This is a genomic window from Seonamhaeicola sp. ABD4_175 (assembly GCF_056160885.1).
This window is the reverse complement of record NZ_JBSWYC010000004.1, coordinates 1-15,835: the sequence shown is the minus strand read 5'-3', so window position 1 is coordinate 15,835 and position 15,835 is coordinate 1. Positions and strand designations below refer to the sequence as shown.

Genomic DNA, 15,835 nt, shown 5'->3' with positions numbered 1-15,835 from the left:
CAAAGATATTAAATATGACTACATTAAAAATAGGCGATAAGGCGCCCCATTTTGAAGCCCAAGATCAAGATGGTAATACGGTTAAGTTAAGTGATTATGCTGGTAAAAAGCTTGTGTTGTTTTTTTACCCCAAAGCCAGCACACCTGGTTGTACAGCCGAAGCGTGTAATTTAAGTGATAACCATGAACGTTTTAAGGCACAAGGTTACGATATTTTAGGGGTGAGTGCCGATAGTGCTAAGCGTCAATCAAACTTTAAAAACAAATACAATTTTCCGTATCCGTTATTGGCCGATGAAGATAAAACGGTAATTAACGCGTTTGGTGTTTGGGGATCTAAAAAGTTTATGGGGCGTGAATATGACGGTATTCACAGAACAACTTTTGTAATTGATGCTGAGGGCGTTATAGAAGATATTATTACCAAAGTAAAAACTAAAGACCATACCAACCAGATTTTAAAATAAAGATTGTTACTTGTGTTTTTTAACAGATAAGAAGCATAAAAAAAGCCCTTTTTAAAAGGGCTTTTTTTTTATTTTTTTCGGGCATTTCTGCGTTTTATAACCAATGGTTTTAGTGGTTTGCGGGTGTAACCAAACAAACGATAATCTTTAATTAAATCTGCAGTACCTTCGGGAAGCATGTCTTCCCAACCGGGTTCACCTTTATCAATCATTTTTAAAGCTTGTCTAGAGAATATATTCATAATGCTTTCATCATAATCTTCAATATCTACCACTTTACCGTTGTATTTAAAGAATTTGTATAATTCTTTCATACGTGGGTACACCTTCAGGTTATCGCTGGTAATAAGTTCGCCAGTTTCAGGGTCAAACATAGGGTATAGGTATACCTTTAAATCTTTAAAGAATAATTTACCAAAGGCTTCTAAAATACCACCGCTAATATGGCGGTAATATTTTTCATCAAAAATATCAACCAAGTTGCTTACGCCCATGGCAAGCCCCATACGTGCTTTGGTATAGTTAGAAAAATATTCAACAACTTTAAAATATTCTTGGAAATTGGATATCATTACAGAGTGGCCTAAGGCACACAACAAATCGGCTCTATCAATAAAATCTTGCTCATCAATTTCGCCTTCAGCTCTTAAGTTTGAAAGGGTTATTTCAAAAACAGTAACGGTATTATTGGCATCAACCTTGCGCTCTTTGGTAAACATTTCAAATGATTTCTCATACATAGCCATGTTCACCTTGGTTACGGGTCTAAAACTTCCGCGAAGCGCTAAAATGTTTTTCTTATAAAAAATTCTTGCTGGTAATACGTTTGTGCCATCAGGTCCAAAAACCACGGCATCGGTCATGCCGTTTTTCACCAGCTGTAAACTCATTAAACGGTTGTCTACCGTTTTAAATATAGGCCCAGAAAAATTAATGGTATCAATTTCAATTTGGTCTTTATCTAAATGGTCGTATAAATAGCGTAGTAATTTTTTAGGTTGGTGGTAGTGGTAAAACGCGCCATAAATTAAGTTGGTACCTAAAATACCTAGCGTTTCTTGTTGTAAGCGCGCATCGGTTTCTTTAAACCGAATATGTAAGGTAATTTCGTTGTATTCTTTTTGTTCGGCATCTACTTGGTATCTAATACCTACCCAACCATGGCCTTTAAATTGTTTTGCAAAATCTATAGTGGCTACAGTATTGGCGTATGTAAAGAAAATTTTATCCGGATTAACGTCTCGGGTAATACGCTTTTCCATTAAATCCATTTCATGACTAAGCATTTTGCGTAGTCTAGATTCTGTTACGTAGCGTCCATCGGCTTCAGCGCCATAAATGGCGTCACTAAAGGCTTTATCATAAGCCGACATGGCTTTGGCTATGGTGCCCGAAGCGCCACCAGCTCTAAAAAAATGCCTACAGGTTTCTTGGCCTGCGCCAATTTCGGCAAATGTTCCGTAAATATTTTGATTTAAGTTTACGCGAAGCGCTTTAGATTTTATTGAAGGAATATCGTCAAATTCTCTATCGCCTTTAATGTGAATATCCATATATTATAGGTTACATACGTTCTATGCAAAGTTATTAAATAAGTAAAGCAAACAAAAAAATAACGCTATTTTTGTACAAAATATACAAGCATTGAAAGTCACGTTTTTAGGTACAGGCACATCACAAGGTATTCCCATTATAGGAAGCACGCATCCGGTGTGTTTAAGTACCAACCCTAAAGATAAGCGCTTGCGTGTTTCGGTATTAATAAACTGGGAAGGTTACAATTATGTGGTAGATTGTGGCCCTGATTTTAGATACCAAATGCTGCGTAGTGGTTGCCAAAAAATGGATGCCTTGTTGTTTACGCATGAACACTCAGACCATGTTGCGGGCTTAGATGATATTAGGCCGTTTTATTTTAAACAGGGCGATATTCCTATTTATGCGCACAAGCGCGTTGTGAAAGCTTTAAAAAAACGCTTTGATTATGTGTTTGTTACCAAAAACAAATATCCCGGAGCACCTACGTTAAGCATTAACAAAATTAAAAATACACCGTTTACTATTCATAACCACACCATTGTGCCTATTAATGGCAAGCATGGTAGTTTACAAGTATTCGGATTTAGGTTTGGTAATTTTGCTTATTTAACCGATATGAAAACGGTTGCTCCAAAAGAAATTGATAAACTTAAAAATGTAAAGGTATTAGTGGTTAACGCTTTGCGCGAACAACCACACCATTCGCATTTTAATTTGGTTGAAGCTTTAGCGTTTATAAAACAAGTAAAGCCAGAAAAAGCCTATTTAACCCATATTAGTCATATGTTAGGATTTCATGATGCTGTTGAAAAAACCTTGCCTCATAATGTGTTTTTGGCCTATGATGAATTACAAATTACAATTTAAACCCCTATTATGAAACAACGTATTTTTATGTATCTGTTTGTGTTTTCTGTATTACTCATATTATTTCAGTATATGAATGCCAAACGGGTTTTTGAAGATTTAAACAACACTTTAGCTAAACGCGAAGCTGCTTTGGTTACTTATAAAGATTCTGTAGCTGGTTTAGAAAATGCCTATTTAAACGCGGCGCATTTTAATTTAGCGCATAATGAAGATGCTATTAGTTATTTTGAAGCCGATGGTTATAACATTGATAGCCTTATGCCATTTGTAAAAGATGAATTGTATAAGCTTAATGAGGTTAAAGGCCAACATCCTATTGTGCCTTATGCATCTAGTACCGGCCGAAAAATGATGATTAACACCGTAAAAATGCTGAATCATAAATGGATTATTGCCGATTTTTCAGATGGCGAATTTTGGGGCGAAGTGTTTTTAACTTACCAAATTAATAAAGATGATACCGTGGCATTTACCTTGGTTGAATCGTTTTTATACCCTTTTGATTAGTCTGCTTTTTTAAACGCCACCCCTTTTTGTTTTTTGGTCTCGCCCACATAAGAATATTCAAAAGTGTACGAGCTATCGGTGGTGGTTAAAATTTTTAAGTGCACATCTTTTTTTTCAGCCATATTTTTCGGGTTGATGGTTTTAAAAATAACTTCACAATCATTAACCCATCGTAGTTTGGTAGAATCTACATGGTTGTTATATCTTTCAATTTGCAAGGTGTCTGTTCTTGTAAATGTAGATTTGTATACGGTACCATCAATGGTAATTTCGCTGTAAAATGATCCTGTTTTATAGTCGGCACATTGGCGTTCCACCTGATAACAGTTCAATAATAATACACACACAAGAAGATATATAAAACGCATGGTTTAAAATTTTACATGCAAATTTATGCTAATTCTTAAAGTTTTTAAAACTTCCGTCCGTATAAAAAATAACAATACGCTCAATGGTTTTAGTATCAGCTGTTGTTTGCTTTACAAGGTCTTGTAATGGGGCAGCGGGTTGTTGAGTGTTTGGTTGGGTTTTAATAGGTGCTGCTTGTGGTGTGTTGGCTTCATTAAAATTGAATGTGCTTTGCTGAGAAGGAAAACTGCCTTTGCCATTTAACAACCAATACAAATCAACCTCTGGGTAGGTGGTTAAAATTTTTAAAACAAAATCTAAACTGGGTTTGTTTCTACCTGATAAGATGTGCGAAATACTAGAGCGTTGCACGCTAATTTTTTCAGCAAATGAAGAGGCTGATTCTCCGTAATAATCAATTACTTTTTTCAATCTGTTGGCAAAATCTTTGTTGTTTATCATTGTAAACAATAGGGTTTAGGTATATCTGTTACAAATGTAAAAAATAATTTAATTAACATCTGTAAACGTATGTTAAATGTTAATTTTTATTAATTTTTTTGTTTATGTAAACCTTCTTAAGTATCTGAAAAACAATATTTTTTATTGTTTATAGTGTTTTGCGGTGCATATTGTAAATAATCGTTCTGTAAACTGTATACATCTGTAATCATAATCTATGAATTACAGTGTTTACAAATGTAAAAATGTAATTGTTTACATTTGTATTCAAATAAAAATCATGACAACAGATACCTTACAAGCACTTTATACATCTCACAAAGCAACCGCCTTAAATGGCCGGTATATTACCAATGATGTTATTAGTCCTTTATTAGAGGCTTTACCTAACCTATGCACTGTAAATGTTATTGGGCAATCGGTACTTAAAAATCCTATTTATGGTCTTACTATTGGTACGGGTGCTAAACGTATTTTAATGTGGTCTCAAATGCACGGTAACGAGTCTACAACTACCAAAGCCTTATTCGACTTATTAAATACCTTATGTAATGCATCGCCTGCTAGTAATAGCCTGTTAGCTTCTGTTACTTTATACATCATACCTATTTTAAATCCTGATGGCGCTGAGGCATACACACGCGTAAATGCCAACCAGGTAGATTTAAACCGCGATGCTCAAAACCTAACACAACCCGAAAGTTTGGTATTGCGCCAGGTTTTTAACAGCTTTAAGCCGCATTTTTGTTATAATTTGCATGGGCAACGTACTATTTTTAGTGCTGGTAAGGCTCGTAAATCGGCTACGGTATCGTTTTTATCTCCTGCTGAAGATGCTGCTTGTAGCGTTACAGCTACCCGTAAAATAGCTATGGAGGTTATTGCACAAATGAATACCATGTTACAAACAGTTATTCCAGCGCAAGTAGGCGTGTATGATGATGCCTTCAATTTAAATTGTGTGGGAGATACATTTCAAAGTGAACATGTGCCAACTATATTGTTTGAAGCAGGGCATTTTGATGGGGATTATGATAGGGAATATACCCGCCAACTTATTTTTAACTGTTACCTAACCTCTTTACAATACATAGCGGCTCATACGGTTACAGGGGCGCATTATAAGCCGTATTATAACATTCCTGAAAATGAGAAGCTATTTTTTGATGTTATTATTAGAAATGTATCGGGTTACGCTGCTCATTTGGTAGATGTGGCCATTCAATATAAAGAAACCTTACAGGGTAATGATGTGGTGTTTGTGCCTGTGGTTGCAAAAATTGATGAGCTACATACATATTATGGCCATAAAGAAATTGATGCACAAGGCAACACGCTGCTAGATGAAACGCATAAAATGTTAGCTGAAGGTAACGAAAACGTTATCGTAATATTGAAAAATGAAAAAATCGTATTAAAAGCAAAATAAAACGTACTTTATATGCGTAATTATTAATAAAAATATGCTAATTTTGATTTTTATCTAAGAATACTTTATTATGGGGAAAATTAAATTAGACGAAATTGATCATCAAATTCTTGACATGTTAATTGATAACACAAGAATTCCGTTTACAGACATTGCAAAAAAACTTTTAATATCTGCCGGTACCGTGCACGTACGTGTTAAAAAAATGGAAGAAGCAGGCATTATAAAAGGCTCGTCGTTAATGTTAGATTACAAAAAGCTAGGGTATTCATTTATAGCCTACGTAGGGGTGTATTTAAACAATACCTCACAAACCAAGTTTGTGTTAGAGCGTATTAATGAAATTCCTTATGTAACCGTGGCGCATATTACTACAGGAAAGTTTAATATTTTCTGTAAAATTCGAGCACGCAGCACAGAACATGCTAAAGAGGTGATATTTCTACTAGACGAAATAGAAGGGGTGTACAGAACAGAAACAATGATATCGTTGGAAGAAAGTATTAACGATAAAAAACGTTTAATGCATTCTATTTTTAATGATTTAGAAAGCTAAGATTTAGAAAGCTAAAATCATTAAAACTCGCAATACAACGTCCAGAACTTTTAGGTTTTGGACGTTTTTTTTATTTATTGCTCTTTAGTTTTCACCTTGTTCAAACTTCGGTTTAGTAAACCCATAGCGACATAGAGCATGGGCGAAATAAGCATTTCTTGTATGCTTTGGGCTAACAATTTTAAACGCAATGTAGATTCGCTAATAAGCCAATCGTACCCTCCAATAATAAAAATAGCACCCAAGCCACTTATATGGATAATATGCCACAAGGCACTCATCCATTGGTCTTTTAATTTGCCTAAATGTATAGAGCCTACTAGGTATACAATAATGGTGGTACCTAGTTTAATAACATGCCTTAGTTTTCGGGGTATGGCGCCTGCATCAGGGTTTTCAGCAAAAAAAATGTAATAACTGGAGTATATGATAATAATGAGAATAAGGCCAATAATAAATCGGGACTTATCCTGCTTGTACAGGTGTTTCAAGGTGTTGAGATTTTAAGGTTATTTTTCTGCTAAATACATACCACATAATAAAGGTAGCGGTGTAAACCACCGTATTAAATAGATAATGGTGTGCAAAGTCAAAGTAAATTTCATAGTACTCACGCAAGTAAATAAGGCCGGTGCAGCGTAAAATATTGGTGAGGTCTAAAACAATAACGCCTATTATAATGTATTTTAACTTTCTTAAAAAAGAGGCCGGCATACACACTATAAAACCAATGTATAATACTATTAATTCCAAGCCATTACACACATTGGCTATGTATAACACAATACGGTCTTGGTGGTAAATGGCTGATGATTCATTTAAATTTACGCCGCCTTCAAAATAATGCTTTACTACTTCGCGTTTGGCTGTAAACCCTTCCATGTCGCCCAATTGGTTTATCAACCACGCAGAGGCGTTGCCTACATGTGTTGTTAGCGGGTGGTCTAGGTATTTAGAGTCGTATAAAAATATATTATAGACTACCTTCCATATAATAAAAAAAAGGAGGGCTTTACCAAGAAAGCGTTTTACCTCTGTAGGAATGCTTTTAAAAAATGATTTGGGATTCATTATAGTGTAATACTTAAAATTTCAAGCTAAAATACAGCACTTGTTGCAATGCTATTACTTTTTTCGATGAAATTACTATTTATTGTAATGAATGTATTTTTTTTCCGATGTCCGGGGTGTTTTTATGCCTATGCATTTTGTAGGGTTTTGTGTGTATTTTGCAGAAAAGTTTTGATGTATCTGTTTTATTCTGTGATATTTGGAAGCCATAAACCAACCCTCTCACCATGTTATTTAATTCGGTAGAATTCTTTATATTCTTAGTAATCAGCTACCTGCTTTATTGGAAGCTATTTAACCGCCACTTAAAGGCACAAAACATATTTTTACTTGCTATTAGCTACCTGTTTTATGGCTGGTGGGATTACCGTTTTTTAGCGCTTATTTTTTTAAGTACGGTGGTCGATTTTTATGTAGGGCAACAAATACATGCCCAAACCCAACAACGCAAACGCAAGCAGTGGTTGTGGGTAAGTGTGCTATTTAATATTGGTTTGTTAGGGTTTTTTAAATATTTCAATTTTTTTGTAGACTCATGGGTAGATATGGCAAGCCTTATAGGGTATGAGATTAAGAGCACTTGGACCTTACGAATCATTTTACCAGTAGGCATCTCGTTTTATACGTTTCAAACCATGAGCTATTCCTTTGATATTTATTACAAACAATTAAAACCCACTAAAAATTTTATAGCTTTTGCAGCTTTTGTAAGCTTTTTTCCGCAATTGGTAGCGGGCCCTATAGAGCGTGCTTCCAATTTGTTATCTCAAATTACTAACAAGCGTACCTTTAATTACCCGCAAGCCGTAGCAGGTGTGAAGCTTATTTTATGGGGGCTTTTTAAAAAATTAGTCATAGCCGATGCTTTGGCACCTATTGTTGACGATATTTTTGCCAATGCCTCGTCGTATCCCGCATCCACATTAGTTTTAGGTGTTGTATTGTTTAGTTTTCAAATTTATGGCGATTTTTCAGGGTATTCTGATATTGCTATTGGTACTGCTAAATTATTTGGGGTAGAGTTGATGACTAATTTTAAATTCCCGTACCTGTCTAGAAATATAGCCGAGTTTTGGCAACGTTGGCACATATCATTATCCGAGTGGTTTCGTTACTACATTTACATTCCTTTAGGCGGTTCAAAACAAGGGCGTTTTAAAGCGCTCAGAAATGTGGCTATTGTATTCTTAGTCAGTGGTTTTTGGCACGGGGCTAATTGGACGTTTATAGCTTGGGGTGCCTTTCATGCGCTGGCTTTTATACCATTATTTGTGTTTGGTAATAATAAAAAATACAAAGATACGGTGGTTGCACAAAGCCGTATGTTGCCTACTGTTTCAGAACTTTTAAGTATGTTGGGGGTTTTTGTGTTGGTTACCTTTTCATGGATTTTTTTTAGAGCCGATACCATCACGCATGCTATAGCATACATTAACGGTATTTTTACACGCACACAATTTACGGCCTATATGCACCCTATGGGCTATCGTATGGTTGACTATTATATACTGGTTGTGGGGTTTATGGTGTATGAATTTATGATAAGGCATCATCCACGCAACCCGTTTCATTTTAAACATAAAGCCGTAAGGTTTGCTATATATACCCTACTTATATTCTTAATGCTATTGTTTTATGATGATGGTATTGATAAATCCTTTATTTATTTTCAATTTTAATTAAAAATATCATGGTTATACTTGGTTTAAACTATTATTTTCACGATTCAACCGCTTGTATAGTGGTTAACGGACAACTTATAGCGGCTATTGAAGAAGAACGTCTTAATAGAGATAAGCACACGCGCGTATTTCCTCATAAAGCTATAGATAGGTGTTTAAAAATAGCCAATTTAACCTATAACGATATAGATCATATAGCAGTATCTATAAAGCCCACACATAATCTTGGAAAAAAATTACTTCATTGCTTAAAAAATATTAGTGGCATAAAAACCTTTGTTAATCATGAGTTTGTGCATGCTTACAATAAGCAAAAAAGTTTTTGGAATTGGTTTAAATACCATTGGGAGACTAAAAAACAAGGGCCTCAAGTGCATTTTATACCGCATCACTTCAGTCATGCCCCAGGGTCTTTTTATGTATCACCATACAAAGAGGCAGCACTTTTAGGGGTTGATGGTTCTGGTGAGTGGGCTACTACCTGGTTAGGTCATGGAAAAGACACGCGTATTTCATGTATAAGTGAAAGTTTTTTTCCACATTCGTTAGGGTCTTTTTATGAGGCAGTTACGCAGTTTTGTGGTTTTAGAACAAGTTATGATGAGGGAAAAACCATGGGGTTAGCGCCTATGGGAGACCCAAATGTATTTAAAGCAGAAGTTGAAAAAATTATAACGGTTAGCAAAAATGGCCAATTAACGTTCGATTTAAGTTACTTCAATTACCAACATTTTAGTTGGAAACGCTGTTCGGCTAAGTTTTTTGAAATTTTTGGAACACCACGAAAGCATGGTGAACCGTTTCAAAAACATCATATGGATGTAGCTGCTGCTTTTCAGCGTGTTTTAGAAGACAAAGTTCTTGAAATTTGTGATATTTTGTATGAAAAAACGAAGGCTGATTACCTGGTTATTTCAGGCGGTGTTTCACTTAATAGTGTTATGAACGGCCGCATTGTGCGCGATAGTAAATTTAAAGACGTGTATGTTATGCCTGCTGCCGGTGATAACGGCACAGCCATTGGGGCAGCCTATTATTTGTATAATGGCATTTTAAAACAACCTAGAACCTTTGTTCATGATAATCCGTATGTGGGTACTACGTATAGTAATGATGATATTGAGCATGTGCTTAAAGGTGCTAAACTTCATTATACCAAGCATGATGATGTGTGTAAAGTAGCTGCTACGTTATTGGAGCAAGGCCAAATTATAGGTTGGTTTCAAGGCACTATGGAAATAGGCCCACGAGCCTTAGGGAGTAGAAGTATATTGGCAAACCCAGCATTTCCTGATATGAAAGATAAAATAAATGCTGAGGTAAAATTTAGAGAAGCCTACAGACCTTTTGCTCCATCGGCTATTGTAGAGGCTAAAAATGACTTTTTTGATTTAACCGTTGAAGCTCCTTTCATGCTAAAAGTTTGTAATGTACTCAAAGAAAAGCAAGATGTGATACCGGCAGTAACACATGTAGATGGTAGTGCAAGGTTACAAACCGTTAAAAAAGAATTGCATCCTAAATACTATCAGCTTATTAAAAATCTGGGAGATAAAACAGGGGTGCCGGTGGTGTTAAACACCAGTTTTAATATACAAGGAGAACCTGTTGTAGAGTCGCCGCAAGACGCTGTTAGATGCTTTTTTTCAACGGGTTTAGATAGTCTTGTTATGGGTGATTTTATTATTACAAAACAAAAGCATGTATGAAAAAGTTAATAGTACGTTTAGGTGTTTATAGTTTGCTTATACTGTTGAGTTTAGAGCTATTAGTACGTGTTTTTCATTTAACAAAAGATTACCCAGTGCGTATGGTAGATGCGCAAGAGGTAGAAAAATGGCAACCGCAGCAAACAGGGTATTCTGTAACCGGAAATCGGCGTCAAAATTTTTCACAGTTTCATATCAATGGCTCAGGGTTTAATTCGTATCGCGAGTTTACACCAACAGCAGATCAATTTGAGATCGCTTTGGTAGGCGATTCGTTTATTGAAGGCTTTCATCAGCACTATAATAATTCCATAGGTAAAAAAATAGAAGCCCATTTTGATGGTATTCCTGTTTACGAATATGGTTATGCGGGCTATGATTTTGCTGACGAGGTGCATTTGGTAGATGCTTATAAAGCAGATTTTGAGTTGATAGATTGTGTGATTTTAAACCTTACTTTTAAAGATGATTTAGAGCGTAATCGTTATACGGTTTTAACCGATCGCATGCGCTTTGAAACCCCATTTTACCGACGTTTACGTCAGTTTAAGCTGCTTAATTATGCTAAAAATATTGGTGCTTTAAATCCTATAAAAGCCATACCAGGTAAACTTATAAATACGTTAAAAGGGCGCGCATCTCAAAGCACCCAAGCAGATCATAAAACCGCCGCTAGTACTGTAGATAGTACAGCCATATACCAAAAGCGGCTGGATAATTTTATAGCGCTCACTACTACGTATCATTTTAATAAAGCGAAATATATTTTATTGTTAGATGCGTCTAAAACACCTGCCATGTTTCTAAACTACTTGCAAACGCATGACTTTAAATATATAGATTATTCGCAGTTATTAGCACAGTCTAAAACCAAAACCAATTTGGTGTATGATATGCATTGGAATGATCATGGTAGAACCTTAGTAGCGCAGGCCATAGCGCAGTATGTAAAAAAGCATGGTATTGTAAGGCCTTAATAGGCTTCATGCTTACGGTATAACGGAAAGTAAGTATCATCATCATCGGTGGCATTTATATGATGTTGTCTAACCAATGCCTTGTAAACATCCTCATTTACAATGTATTTCCACACCTTAAAGGGTTTAAAATCTTTAGAGAAAGAGGCTTTAAAATTAAACAGCGCATCATCACTATGTCCGCCTAAGCCCCCGCCTAAATTAAAATAGGTGCATTGGGCTTCTGTGGCTTTTAGACGCATAGCGTCTATTAGTAATCTCATAGGCGATAGGTGTAAATAATCGGCCTTTGTTCCAGATAGATGGTATTGCACAATATGCTTGGTTTTTAGCATGATGGCTGCGGCCGCCACTGTTTCTGTTTCATAATCAACAGCCATGAGTAAGGTGTTATCTAAAGCTGGGTTGTTGAGCAGGTTGTTAAAATAGGTCTCAGAAAAATAATAGGCTTTGTTAGCTTGCACGCGGTCCATGTTTTCATAATACAGCGCTTTAAAGGTAGCGATGTCATCGGCTGTTTTGCCTGTTTTTACATAAAATTGTTTATAACATTTGTTTAAATAGCGTTTGGTTGTTTTAGAAAACAGACTGCGTTGTGTATCAACAGGAAGCGTTATATCAATATTTACTACATCACCAATATGGGTAATGCTCCCCATGGATGTTATCACAGGGGTTTGTGTTATAAATGGGTGTAAACGCGAAAACACCGAAACAATGTTTTCTTTTTCAAAAAACGTTTGTAATAATTGGTTAAAGTTCTCAAGCACATGCGTTGTTAAAGGGCCCTTTGTTAAAGGGCCGGCATAACCGTACACCGAGGTCGCATCAAAATAAAGGGTGTTGGCAATAGGTCTTATTAATAAGGGGAGTGCTATTATAGTGGTATGTGCTTTATAAATAATTAAAACCGCTTTATGGCTATTGTGTTTAGTACTCTGGTGGTAGGCATAGGTATGGTACACATCATACATGTCTATGCTTTTAAGTACTGCATCCCAATCCGTTTTTTGGGTTATAATAAGTAGTTTATTCTGCTGGGGTAACATGTTGTTGGTTGTAATAAGGAAAATAGGTATTGGTATCTACTATCAGGTTTGCAATTTCAGCAGTATTGACCCCTGCAGCTTCTAATAAATGCTTATATATTTTGGGGTTTACCACTTTTCTGCCAGTGTAAAACGTAGCATCCTCATCTTTGGGGAAAAACGCTTTCTTGTAGTTGTACAAACCATCACCATCTTTTCGGCCACCACCTAGTATGTAGTAATAAATGTCATGTTCTATAGCCCATTTCATGGCTTCAATTTTTAAAAAGTCGTTAGGGCGGTGTGCAAAATAGTCGGCTAAGGTGCCACCCAAATAGGAGTAGAGCGCCTTATTGTTAATGATACAAAGTTCTACCGAAATAGGCGTGTTTTCGTAATACACCACCACCAATACAATATGGTCTTTGTTTTGTTGTATTAAATGTTCAAAATAACTTTTAGGATAAAAATAGTTATCTGTGGCCTTGTTACGTACCATGGTACTAATGTATATATCGTAAAAGCTCGTTATGTGGGCATAGGTTATGTTTTTATGGTAAAACATGGCCTTTAAACCACTTTGTTGTGCTTTGCGGTAGTTATTACGTACTTTCTGTTTAAAATTATCCCAAATAGCTTCAAAGCCTATAGATAAATTACCTCTTACATTACTTAGTGAGGGCAATATTTGGCCAGAGTAGCATTTATAATTGCCATTCAGGTTAAAGCGCATAAATTCGGTAACCACATTATGGGCTTTGTACCAAGCATCTACCTGTTCCCAAAACTCGGGAAGCTTGTCTTTGTTGGAGGTGTGGTATATTGGGCCGCTATAGCCATAAGGTGCGGTTACATCATAATATTTGGTAGCGTCGTCTGGTGTTTTAAGTGGTATGGTGTTTTTGTGTATAGGCATTAAAATAATGGGCGTGTCATTTACTTTAAACACAAAATAATTCAGGTGTTTATCGGGTACCGTATTACAATATGCTAAACTATAAAACACGTCAGTACCATCAATCGCTTCCAAGGTGTTGTTATAGGTTGCAATATCGGTTTCATTTGTAATGGTATGGCACTCTAAGGTATAAGGGCTTTTAGCACGGGCAAGCCCCAAGTATTTATCGTCTTTTTTACGGTCTTTAATTACTTTGGCGGGTATGCCGTAGGCTACTTTATAACTATCAATGTTTTTATTAACCAGTGAGGCCGCCCCAATAACAGTGTGTTTGCCAATGTGCACGTTTTCAATCACCGTGGCATTGATGGATATTGATGAGCATTTGCCTAAACGTACATTACCGCCTAATGTGGCGCCCGGAGCAATACTGTTATAGCATTTTATAATACAATCATGCCCTACAGAACTTTTGGTGTTTATAATACAATGCGTGCCTATTGTTGCATCGGCATTAATAATAGCGCCTGCCATGACACAAGAGCCTTCATCTATATGGACGTTTTTACCTATAATGGCTTGGGGGTGTATGGCATTAATAAATTGAAAATTGGTATGTTGGTTGTTTATGGTTTTGGCCAATTTCATACGGGTGTAATTATCGCCTATGGCAATAATGCCGCCGTATAAATTATGGCTGTCTATAAGTGATGGAATATCATGTTCAGTACCTAATATTTTATAGTTAAATAAGGTTTCATCACGGCTTTTAAAACTATCCACCAAACCTACTATATGGTACAAATGTGTGCGCTCTATAATATCAATAATAACTTTGGCATGGCCTGAAGCGCCTATAACAAGGATGTTTTTTTTCATTTGCTTCCTGTAAATTCTGGCATGTTCACATTGGCGTTACTGTTCACACCCTGTGGTTTTACCAATCTTAAAAACGTTAATAGCATAATTTTTACATCTAAGGCAAACGATTGATGCTTTACGTAATACACATCATATTCAAATTTTTTCTCCCATGAAATGGCATTTCTACCTTTTACCTGTGCCCACCCTGTAATACCAGGTTTTACATCATGGCGTTGTTTTTGAAAATCGTTATAACGTGTTAAGTAAGATACCATTAAAGGTCTAGGGCCTACAACACTCATATCACCTTTTAGTACATTAATGAGTTGCGGAATTTCGTCTAATGAATATTGGCGTAAAAAATTCCCTGTTTTCGTTACCCTATTAAGGCCATTAGAATCTTCATTAGGTTTTAAATCACGCATGGTTTTAAACTTTATAATTTTAAAAATGCGTTCATCTTTACCAGGGCGTTCTTGAAAAAAGAATATACTGCCATTATTTTTTATGGCTAAAATTATAGCGACCGTAATAAAAATAGGCGCTAGGAGTACTAAGGCTGTAAAAGCAATGAAAAAATCAATGATGGATTTGATATACGAATACATAGTGGTGTTTTGCTTGGGGTTATTTTACTACAAAAATAGTACTAAAAGCGAAAGCGCGTTTAAATTTAGCTTAAATGTCTTTAATTCTCGATATTCCGTGTTTGGTTGTTGGTAGTTAGCTTTTAGCTGTTAGCTGTTAGCTGTTAGCTGTTGGCTGTTGGCTTTTAGCTTTTAGCTGTTAGAGCGTTAATCATCGTTATACTTTTAAACGTTTCAATGTACTATTAGGCCGAAGACCGAAGGCTGAACATAAATGTGTTGAAAGTTTTTAAAGTTTTTAAAGTTTAAAGTTGGATGATTAGATTATTAGACGGTTAGATTTTTAGATTATTAGAATTTTAGATCGTTAGAGCTTGGTGTTGGCTTTTAGCTTTTAGAGTGTTAATTAGCGTTATACTTTTAAACATTTCAATGAACTATTAGGCCAAAGACCGAAGGCTGAACATAAATGTGTTGAAAGTTTTAAAGTTTTTAAAGTTGAAAGTTGGATGATTAGATTATTAGACGGTTAGATTATTAGAATTTTAGATCGTTAGAGCTTGGTGTTGGCTTTTAGCTGTTAGCTGTTGGCTTTTAGCTTTTAGAGCGTTAATTAGCGTTATACTTTTAAACGTTTCTGCGTAGATGTAGACCGAAGACCGAAGGCTGAACATAAATGTGTTGAAAGTTTTAAAGTTTTTAAAGTTTAAAGTTGGATGATTAGATGATTAGACTATTAAATGGTTAGAATTTTAGATTATTAGAATTTTAGATCGTTAGAGCTTGGTGTTGGCTTTTAGCTTTTAGAGTGTTAATTAGCGTTATACTTTTAAACATTTCA

16 protein-coding genes are annotated in these 15,835 nt (G+C 35.7%); 8 read left to right on the top strand and 8 right to left on the bottom strand.

Annotated elements, in window-relative coordinates; all coding sequences use genetic code 11:
• Nucleotides 1-14 precede the first annotated feature (14 nt).
• The gene (gene bcp / locus ACXAG4_RS12710; RefSeq protein ID WP_475296460.1) at nucleotides 15-467 is read left to right on the top strand and encodes a thioredoxin-dependent thiol peroxidase; all 453 of its coding nucleotides are present in this window, start codon (nucleotides 15-17) and stop codon (nucleotides 465-467) included.
• Nucleotides 468-535: 68 nt separating this feature from the next.
• Here the strand turns inward: bcp and ACXAG4_RS12705 are convergent, their stop codons facing one another.
• The gene (locus ACXAG4_RS12705; RefSeq protein WP_475296459.1) at nucleotides 536-2,020 is read right to left on the bottom strand and encodes a TonB-dependent receptor; all 1,485 of its coding nucleotides are present in this window, start codon (nucleotides 2,018-2,020) and stop codon (nucleotides 536-538) included.
• Between the two features lie 91 nt (nucleotides 2,021-2,111).
• Between ACXAG4_RS12705 and ACXAG4_RS12700 the strand changes: the two genes are divergently transcribed.
• Both ACXAG4_RS12700 and ACXAG4_RS12695 read left to right on the top strand, forming a co-directional pair.
• Nucleotides 2,112-2,873 (top strand): MBL fold metallo-hydrolase, encoded by a 762-nt coding sequence (locus tag ACXAG4_RS12700; RefSeq protein ID WP_475296458.1) that lies wholly within the window; start codon nucleotides 2,112-2,114, stop codon nucleotides 2,871-2,873.
• 9 nt (nucleotides 2,874-2,882) lie between these two features.
• Nucleotides 2,883-3,383, top strand: coding sequence for a hydrolase (locus ACXAG4_RS12695; RefSeq protein ID WP_475296457.1), 501 nt, complete (start codon nucleotides 2,883-2,885; stop codon nucleotides 3,381-3,383).
• Here ACXAG4_RS12695 and ACXAG4_RS12690 read toward each other — a convergent pair.
• Both ACXAG4_RS12690 and ACXAG4_RS12685 read right to left on the bottom strand, forming a co-directional pair.
• Nucleotides 3,380-3,700 (bottom strand): DNA topoisomerase IV, encoded by a 321-nt coding sequence (locus ACXAG4_RS12690; RefSeq protein ID WP_475296456.1) that lies wholly within the window; start codon nucleotides 3,698-3,700, stop codon nucleotides 3,380-3,382. The genes ACXAG4_RS12695 and ACXAG4_RS12690 overlap by 4 nt on opposite strands.
• A 79-nt stretch (nucleotides 3,701-3,779) precedes the next feature.
• Nucleotides 3,780-4,193 (bottom strand): helix-turn-helix transcriptional regulator, encoded by a 414-nt coding sequence (locus ACXAG4_RS12685; protein WP_475296455.1) that lies wholly within the window; start codon nucleotides 4,191-4,193, stop codon nucleotides 3,780-3,782.
• 280 nt (nucleotides 4,194-4,473) lie between these two features.
• Here ACXAG4_RS12685 and ACXAG4_RS12680 point away from each other — a divergent pair, with 280 nt between their 5' ends.
• Both ACXAG4_RS12680 and ACXAG4_RS12675 read left to right on the top strand, forming a co-directional pair.
• The gene (locus ACXAG4_RS12680; RefSeq protein WP_475296454.1) at nucleotides 4,474-5,622 is read left to right on the top strand and encodes a M14 family zinc carboxypeptidase; all 1,149 of its coding nucleotides are present in this window, start codon (nucleotides 4,474-4,476) and stop codon (nucleotides 5,620-5,622) included.
• Between the two features lie 70 nt (nucleotides 5,623-5,692).
• A complete protein-coding gene (locus ACXAG4_RS12675; RefSeq protein WP_475296453.1) occupies nucleotides 5,693-6,178 on the top strand; it encodes an Lrp/AsnC family transcriptional regulator in 486 nt (161 codons plus the stop codon).
• A 74-nt stretch (nucleotides 6,179-6,252) separates the two neighbouring features.
• Here ACXAG4_RS12675 and ACXAG4_RS12670 read toward each other — a convergent pair whose 3' ends face one another.
• On the bottom strand, nucleotides 6,253-6,669 hold the full coding sequence (locus ACXAG4_RS12670) for a hypothetical protein (RefSeq protein WP_475296452.1): 417 nt from the start codon (nucleotides 6,667-6,669) through the stop codon (nucleotides 6,253-6,255).
• On the bottom strand, nucleotides 6,644-7,249 hold the full coding sequence (locus tag ACXAG4_RS12665) for an exosortase/archaeosortase family protein (RefSeq protein ID WP_475296451.1): 606 nt from the start codon (nucleotides 7,247-7,249) through the stop codon (nucleotides 6,644-6,646). The genes ACXAG4_RS12670 and ACXAG4_RS12665 overlap by 26 nt, the downstream gene beginning before the upstream one ends.
• A gap of 227 nt (nucleotides 7,250-7,476) precedes the next feature.
• On the opposite strand from ACXAG4_RS12665, the gene ACXAG4_RS12660 reads away from it, so the two are divergent.
• Genes ACXAG4_RS12660 through ACXAG4_RS12650 form a run of 3 tightly spaced genes read left to right on the top strand, consistent with a single transcriptional unit; the run spans nucleotide 7,477 to nucleotide 11,617 of the window.
• Nucleotides 7,477-8,928 carry an MBOAT family O-acyltransferase gene (locus ACXAG4_RS12660; RefSeq protein ID WP_475296450.1) on the top strand — a complete coding sequence of 484 codons (1,452 nt, stop codon included), beginning with the start codon at nucleotides 7,477-7,479 and terminating at the stop codon, nucleotides 8,926-8,928.
• 11 nt (nucleotides 8,929-8,939) lie between these two features.
• On the top strand, nucleotides 8,940-10,640 hold the full coding sequence (locus ACXAG4_RS12655) for a carbamoyltransferase family protein (RefSeq protein WP_475296449.1): 1,701 nt from the start codon (nucleotides 8,940-8,942) through the stop codon (nucleotides 10,638-10,640).
• Nucleotides 10,637-11,617, top strand: coding sequence for a hypothetical protein (locus tag ACXAG4_RS12650; RefSeq protein ID WP_475296448.1), 981 nt, complete (start codon nucleotides 10,637-10,639; stop codon nucleotides 11,615-11,617). The genes ACXAG4_RS12655 and ACXAG4_RS12650 overlap by 4 nt, the downstream gene beginning before the upstream one ends.
• On the opposite strand, the gene ACXAG4_RS12645 is transcribed toward ACXAG4_RS12650, so the two are convergent.
• The 3 genes from ACXAG4_RS12645 to ACXAG4_RS12635 are packed head-to-tail and all read right to left on the bottom strand — an operon-like array spanning nucleotide 11,614 to nucleotide 15,015.
• The gene (locus ACXAG4_RS12645; protein ID WP_475296447.1) at nucleotides 11,614-12,666 is read right to left on the bottom strand and encodes a GNAT family N-acetyltransferase; all 1,053 of its coding nucleotides are present in this window, start codon (nucleotides 12,664-12,666) and stop codon (nucleotides 11,614-11,616) included. The genes ACXAG4_RS12650 and ACXAG4_RS12645 overlap by 4 nt on opposite strands.
• Nucleotides 12,647-14,422 (bottom strand): NeuD/PglB/VioB family sugar acetyltransferase, encoded by a 1,776-nt coding sequence (locus ACXAG4_RS12640; RefSeq protein ID WP_475296446.1) that lies wholly within the window; start codon nucleotides 14,420-14,422, stop codon nucleotides 12,647-12,649. Before ACXAG4_RS12640 ends, ACXAG4_RS12645 begins: the two co-directional genes overlap by 20 nt.
• Nucleotides 14,419-15,015: a sugar transferase gene (locus ACXAG4_RS12635; protein ID WP_475296445.1), complete on the bottom strand. Its 597-nt coding sequence runs from the start codon at nucleotides 15,013-15,015 to the stop codon at nucleotides 14,419-14,421. The genes ACXAG4_RS12640 and ACXAG4_RS12635 overlap by 4 nt, the downstream gene beginning before the upstream one ends.
• Nucleotides 15,016-15,835: the final 820 nt, after the last annotated feature.

Bases quoted from the DNA above. Each gene is read 5' to 3' on its own strand.
- bcp (WP_475296460.1), top strand. From the start codon at position 15: ATGACTACATTAAAAATAGGCGATAAGGCGCCCCATTTTGAAGCCCAA.
- ACXAG4_RS12705 (WP_475296459.1), bottom strand. From the start codon at position 2,020: ATGGATATTCACATTAAAGGCGATAGAGAATTTGACGATATTCCTTCA.
- ACXAG4_RS12695 (WP_475296457.1), top strand. From the start codon at position 2,883: ATGAAACAACGTATTTTTATGTATCTGTTTGTGTTTTCTGTATTACTC.
- ACXAG4_RS12685 (WP_475296455.1), bottom strand. From the start codon at position 4,193: ATGATAAACAACAAAGATTTTGCCAACAGATTGAAAAAAGTAATTGAT.
- ACXAG4_RS12680 (WP_475296454.1), top strand. From the start codon at position 4,474: ATGACAACAGATACCTTACAAGCACTTTATACATCTCACAAAGCAACC.
- ACXAG4_RS12675 (WP_475296453.1), top strand. From the start codon at position 5,693: ATGGGGAAAATTAAATTAGACGAAATTGATCATCAAATTCTTGACATG.
- ACXAG4_RS12665 (WP_475296451.1), bottom strand. From the start codon at position 7,249: ATGAATCCCAAATCATTTTTTAAAAGCATTCCTACAGAGGTAAAACGC.
- ACXAG4_RS12660 (WP_475296450.1), top strand. From the start codon at position 7,477: ATGTTATTTAATTCGGTAGAATTCTTTATATTCTTAGTAATCAGCTAC.
- ACXAG4_RS12655 (WP_475296449.1), top strand. From the start codon at position 8,940: ATGGTTATACTTGGTTTAAACTATTATTTTCACGATTCAACCGCTTGT.
- ACXAG4_RS12650 (WP_475296448.1), top strand. From the start codon at position 10,637: ATGAAAAAGTTAATAGTACGTTTAGGTGTTTATAGTTTGCTTATACTG.
- ACXAG4_RS12645 (WP_475296447.1), bottom strand. From the start codon at position 12,666: ATGTTACCCCAGCAGAATAAACTACTTATTATAACCCAAAAAACGGAT.
- ACXAG4_RS12640 (WP_475296446.1), bottom strand. From the start codon at position 14,422: ATGAAAAAAAACATCCTTGTTATAGGCGCTTCAGGCCATGCCAAAGTT.
- ACXAG4_RS12635 (WP_475296445.1), bottom strand. From the start codon at position 15,015: ATGTATTCGTATATCAAATCCATCATTGATTTTTTCATTGCTTTTACA.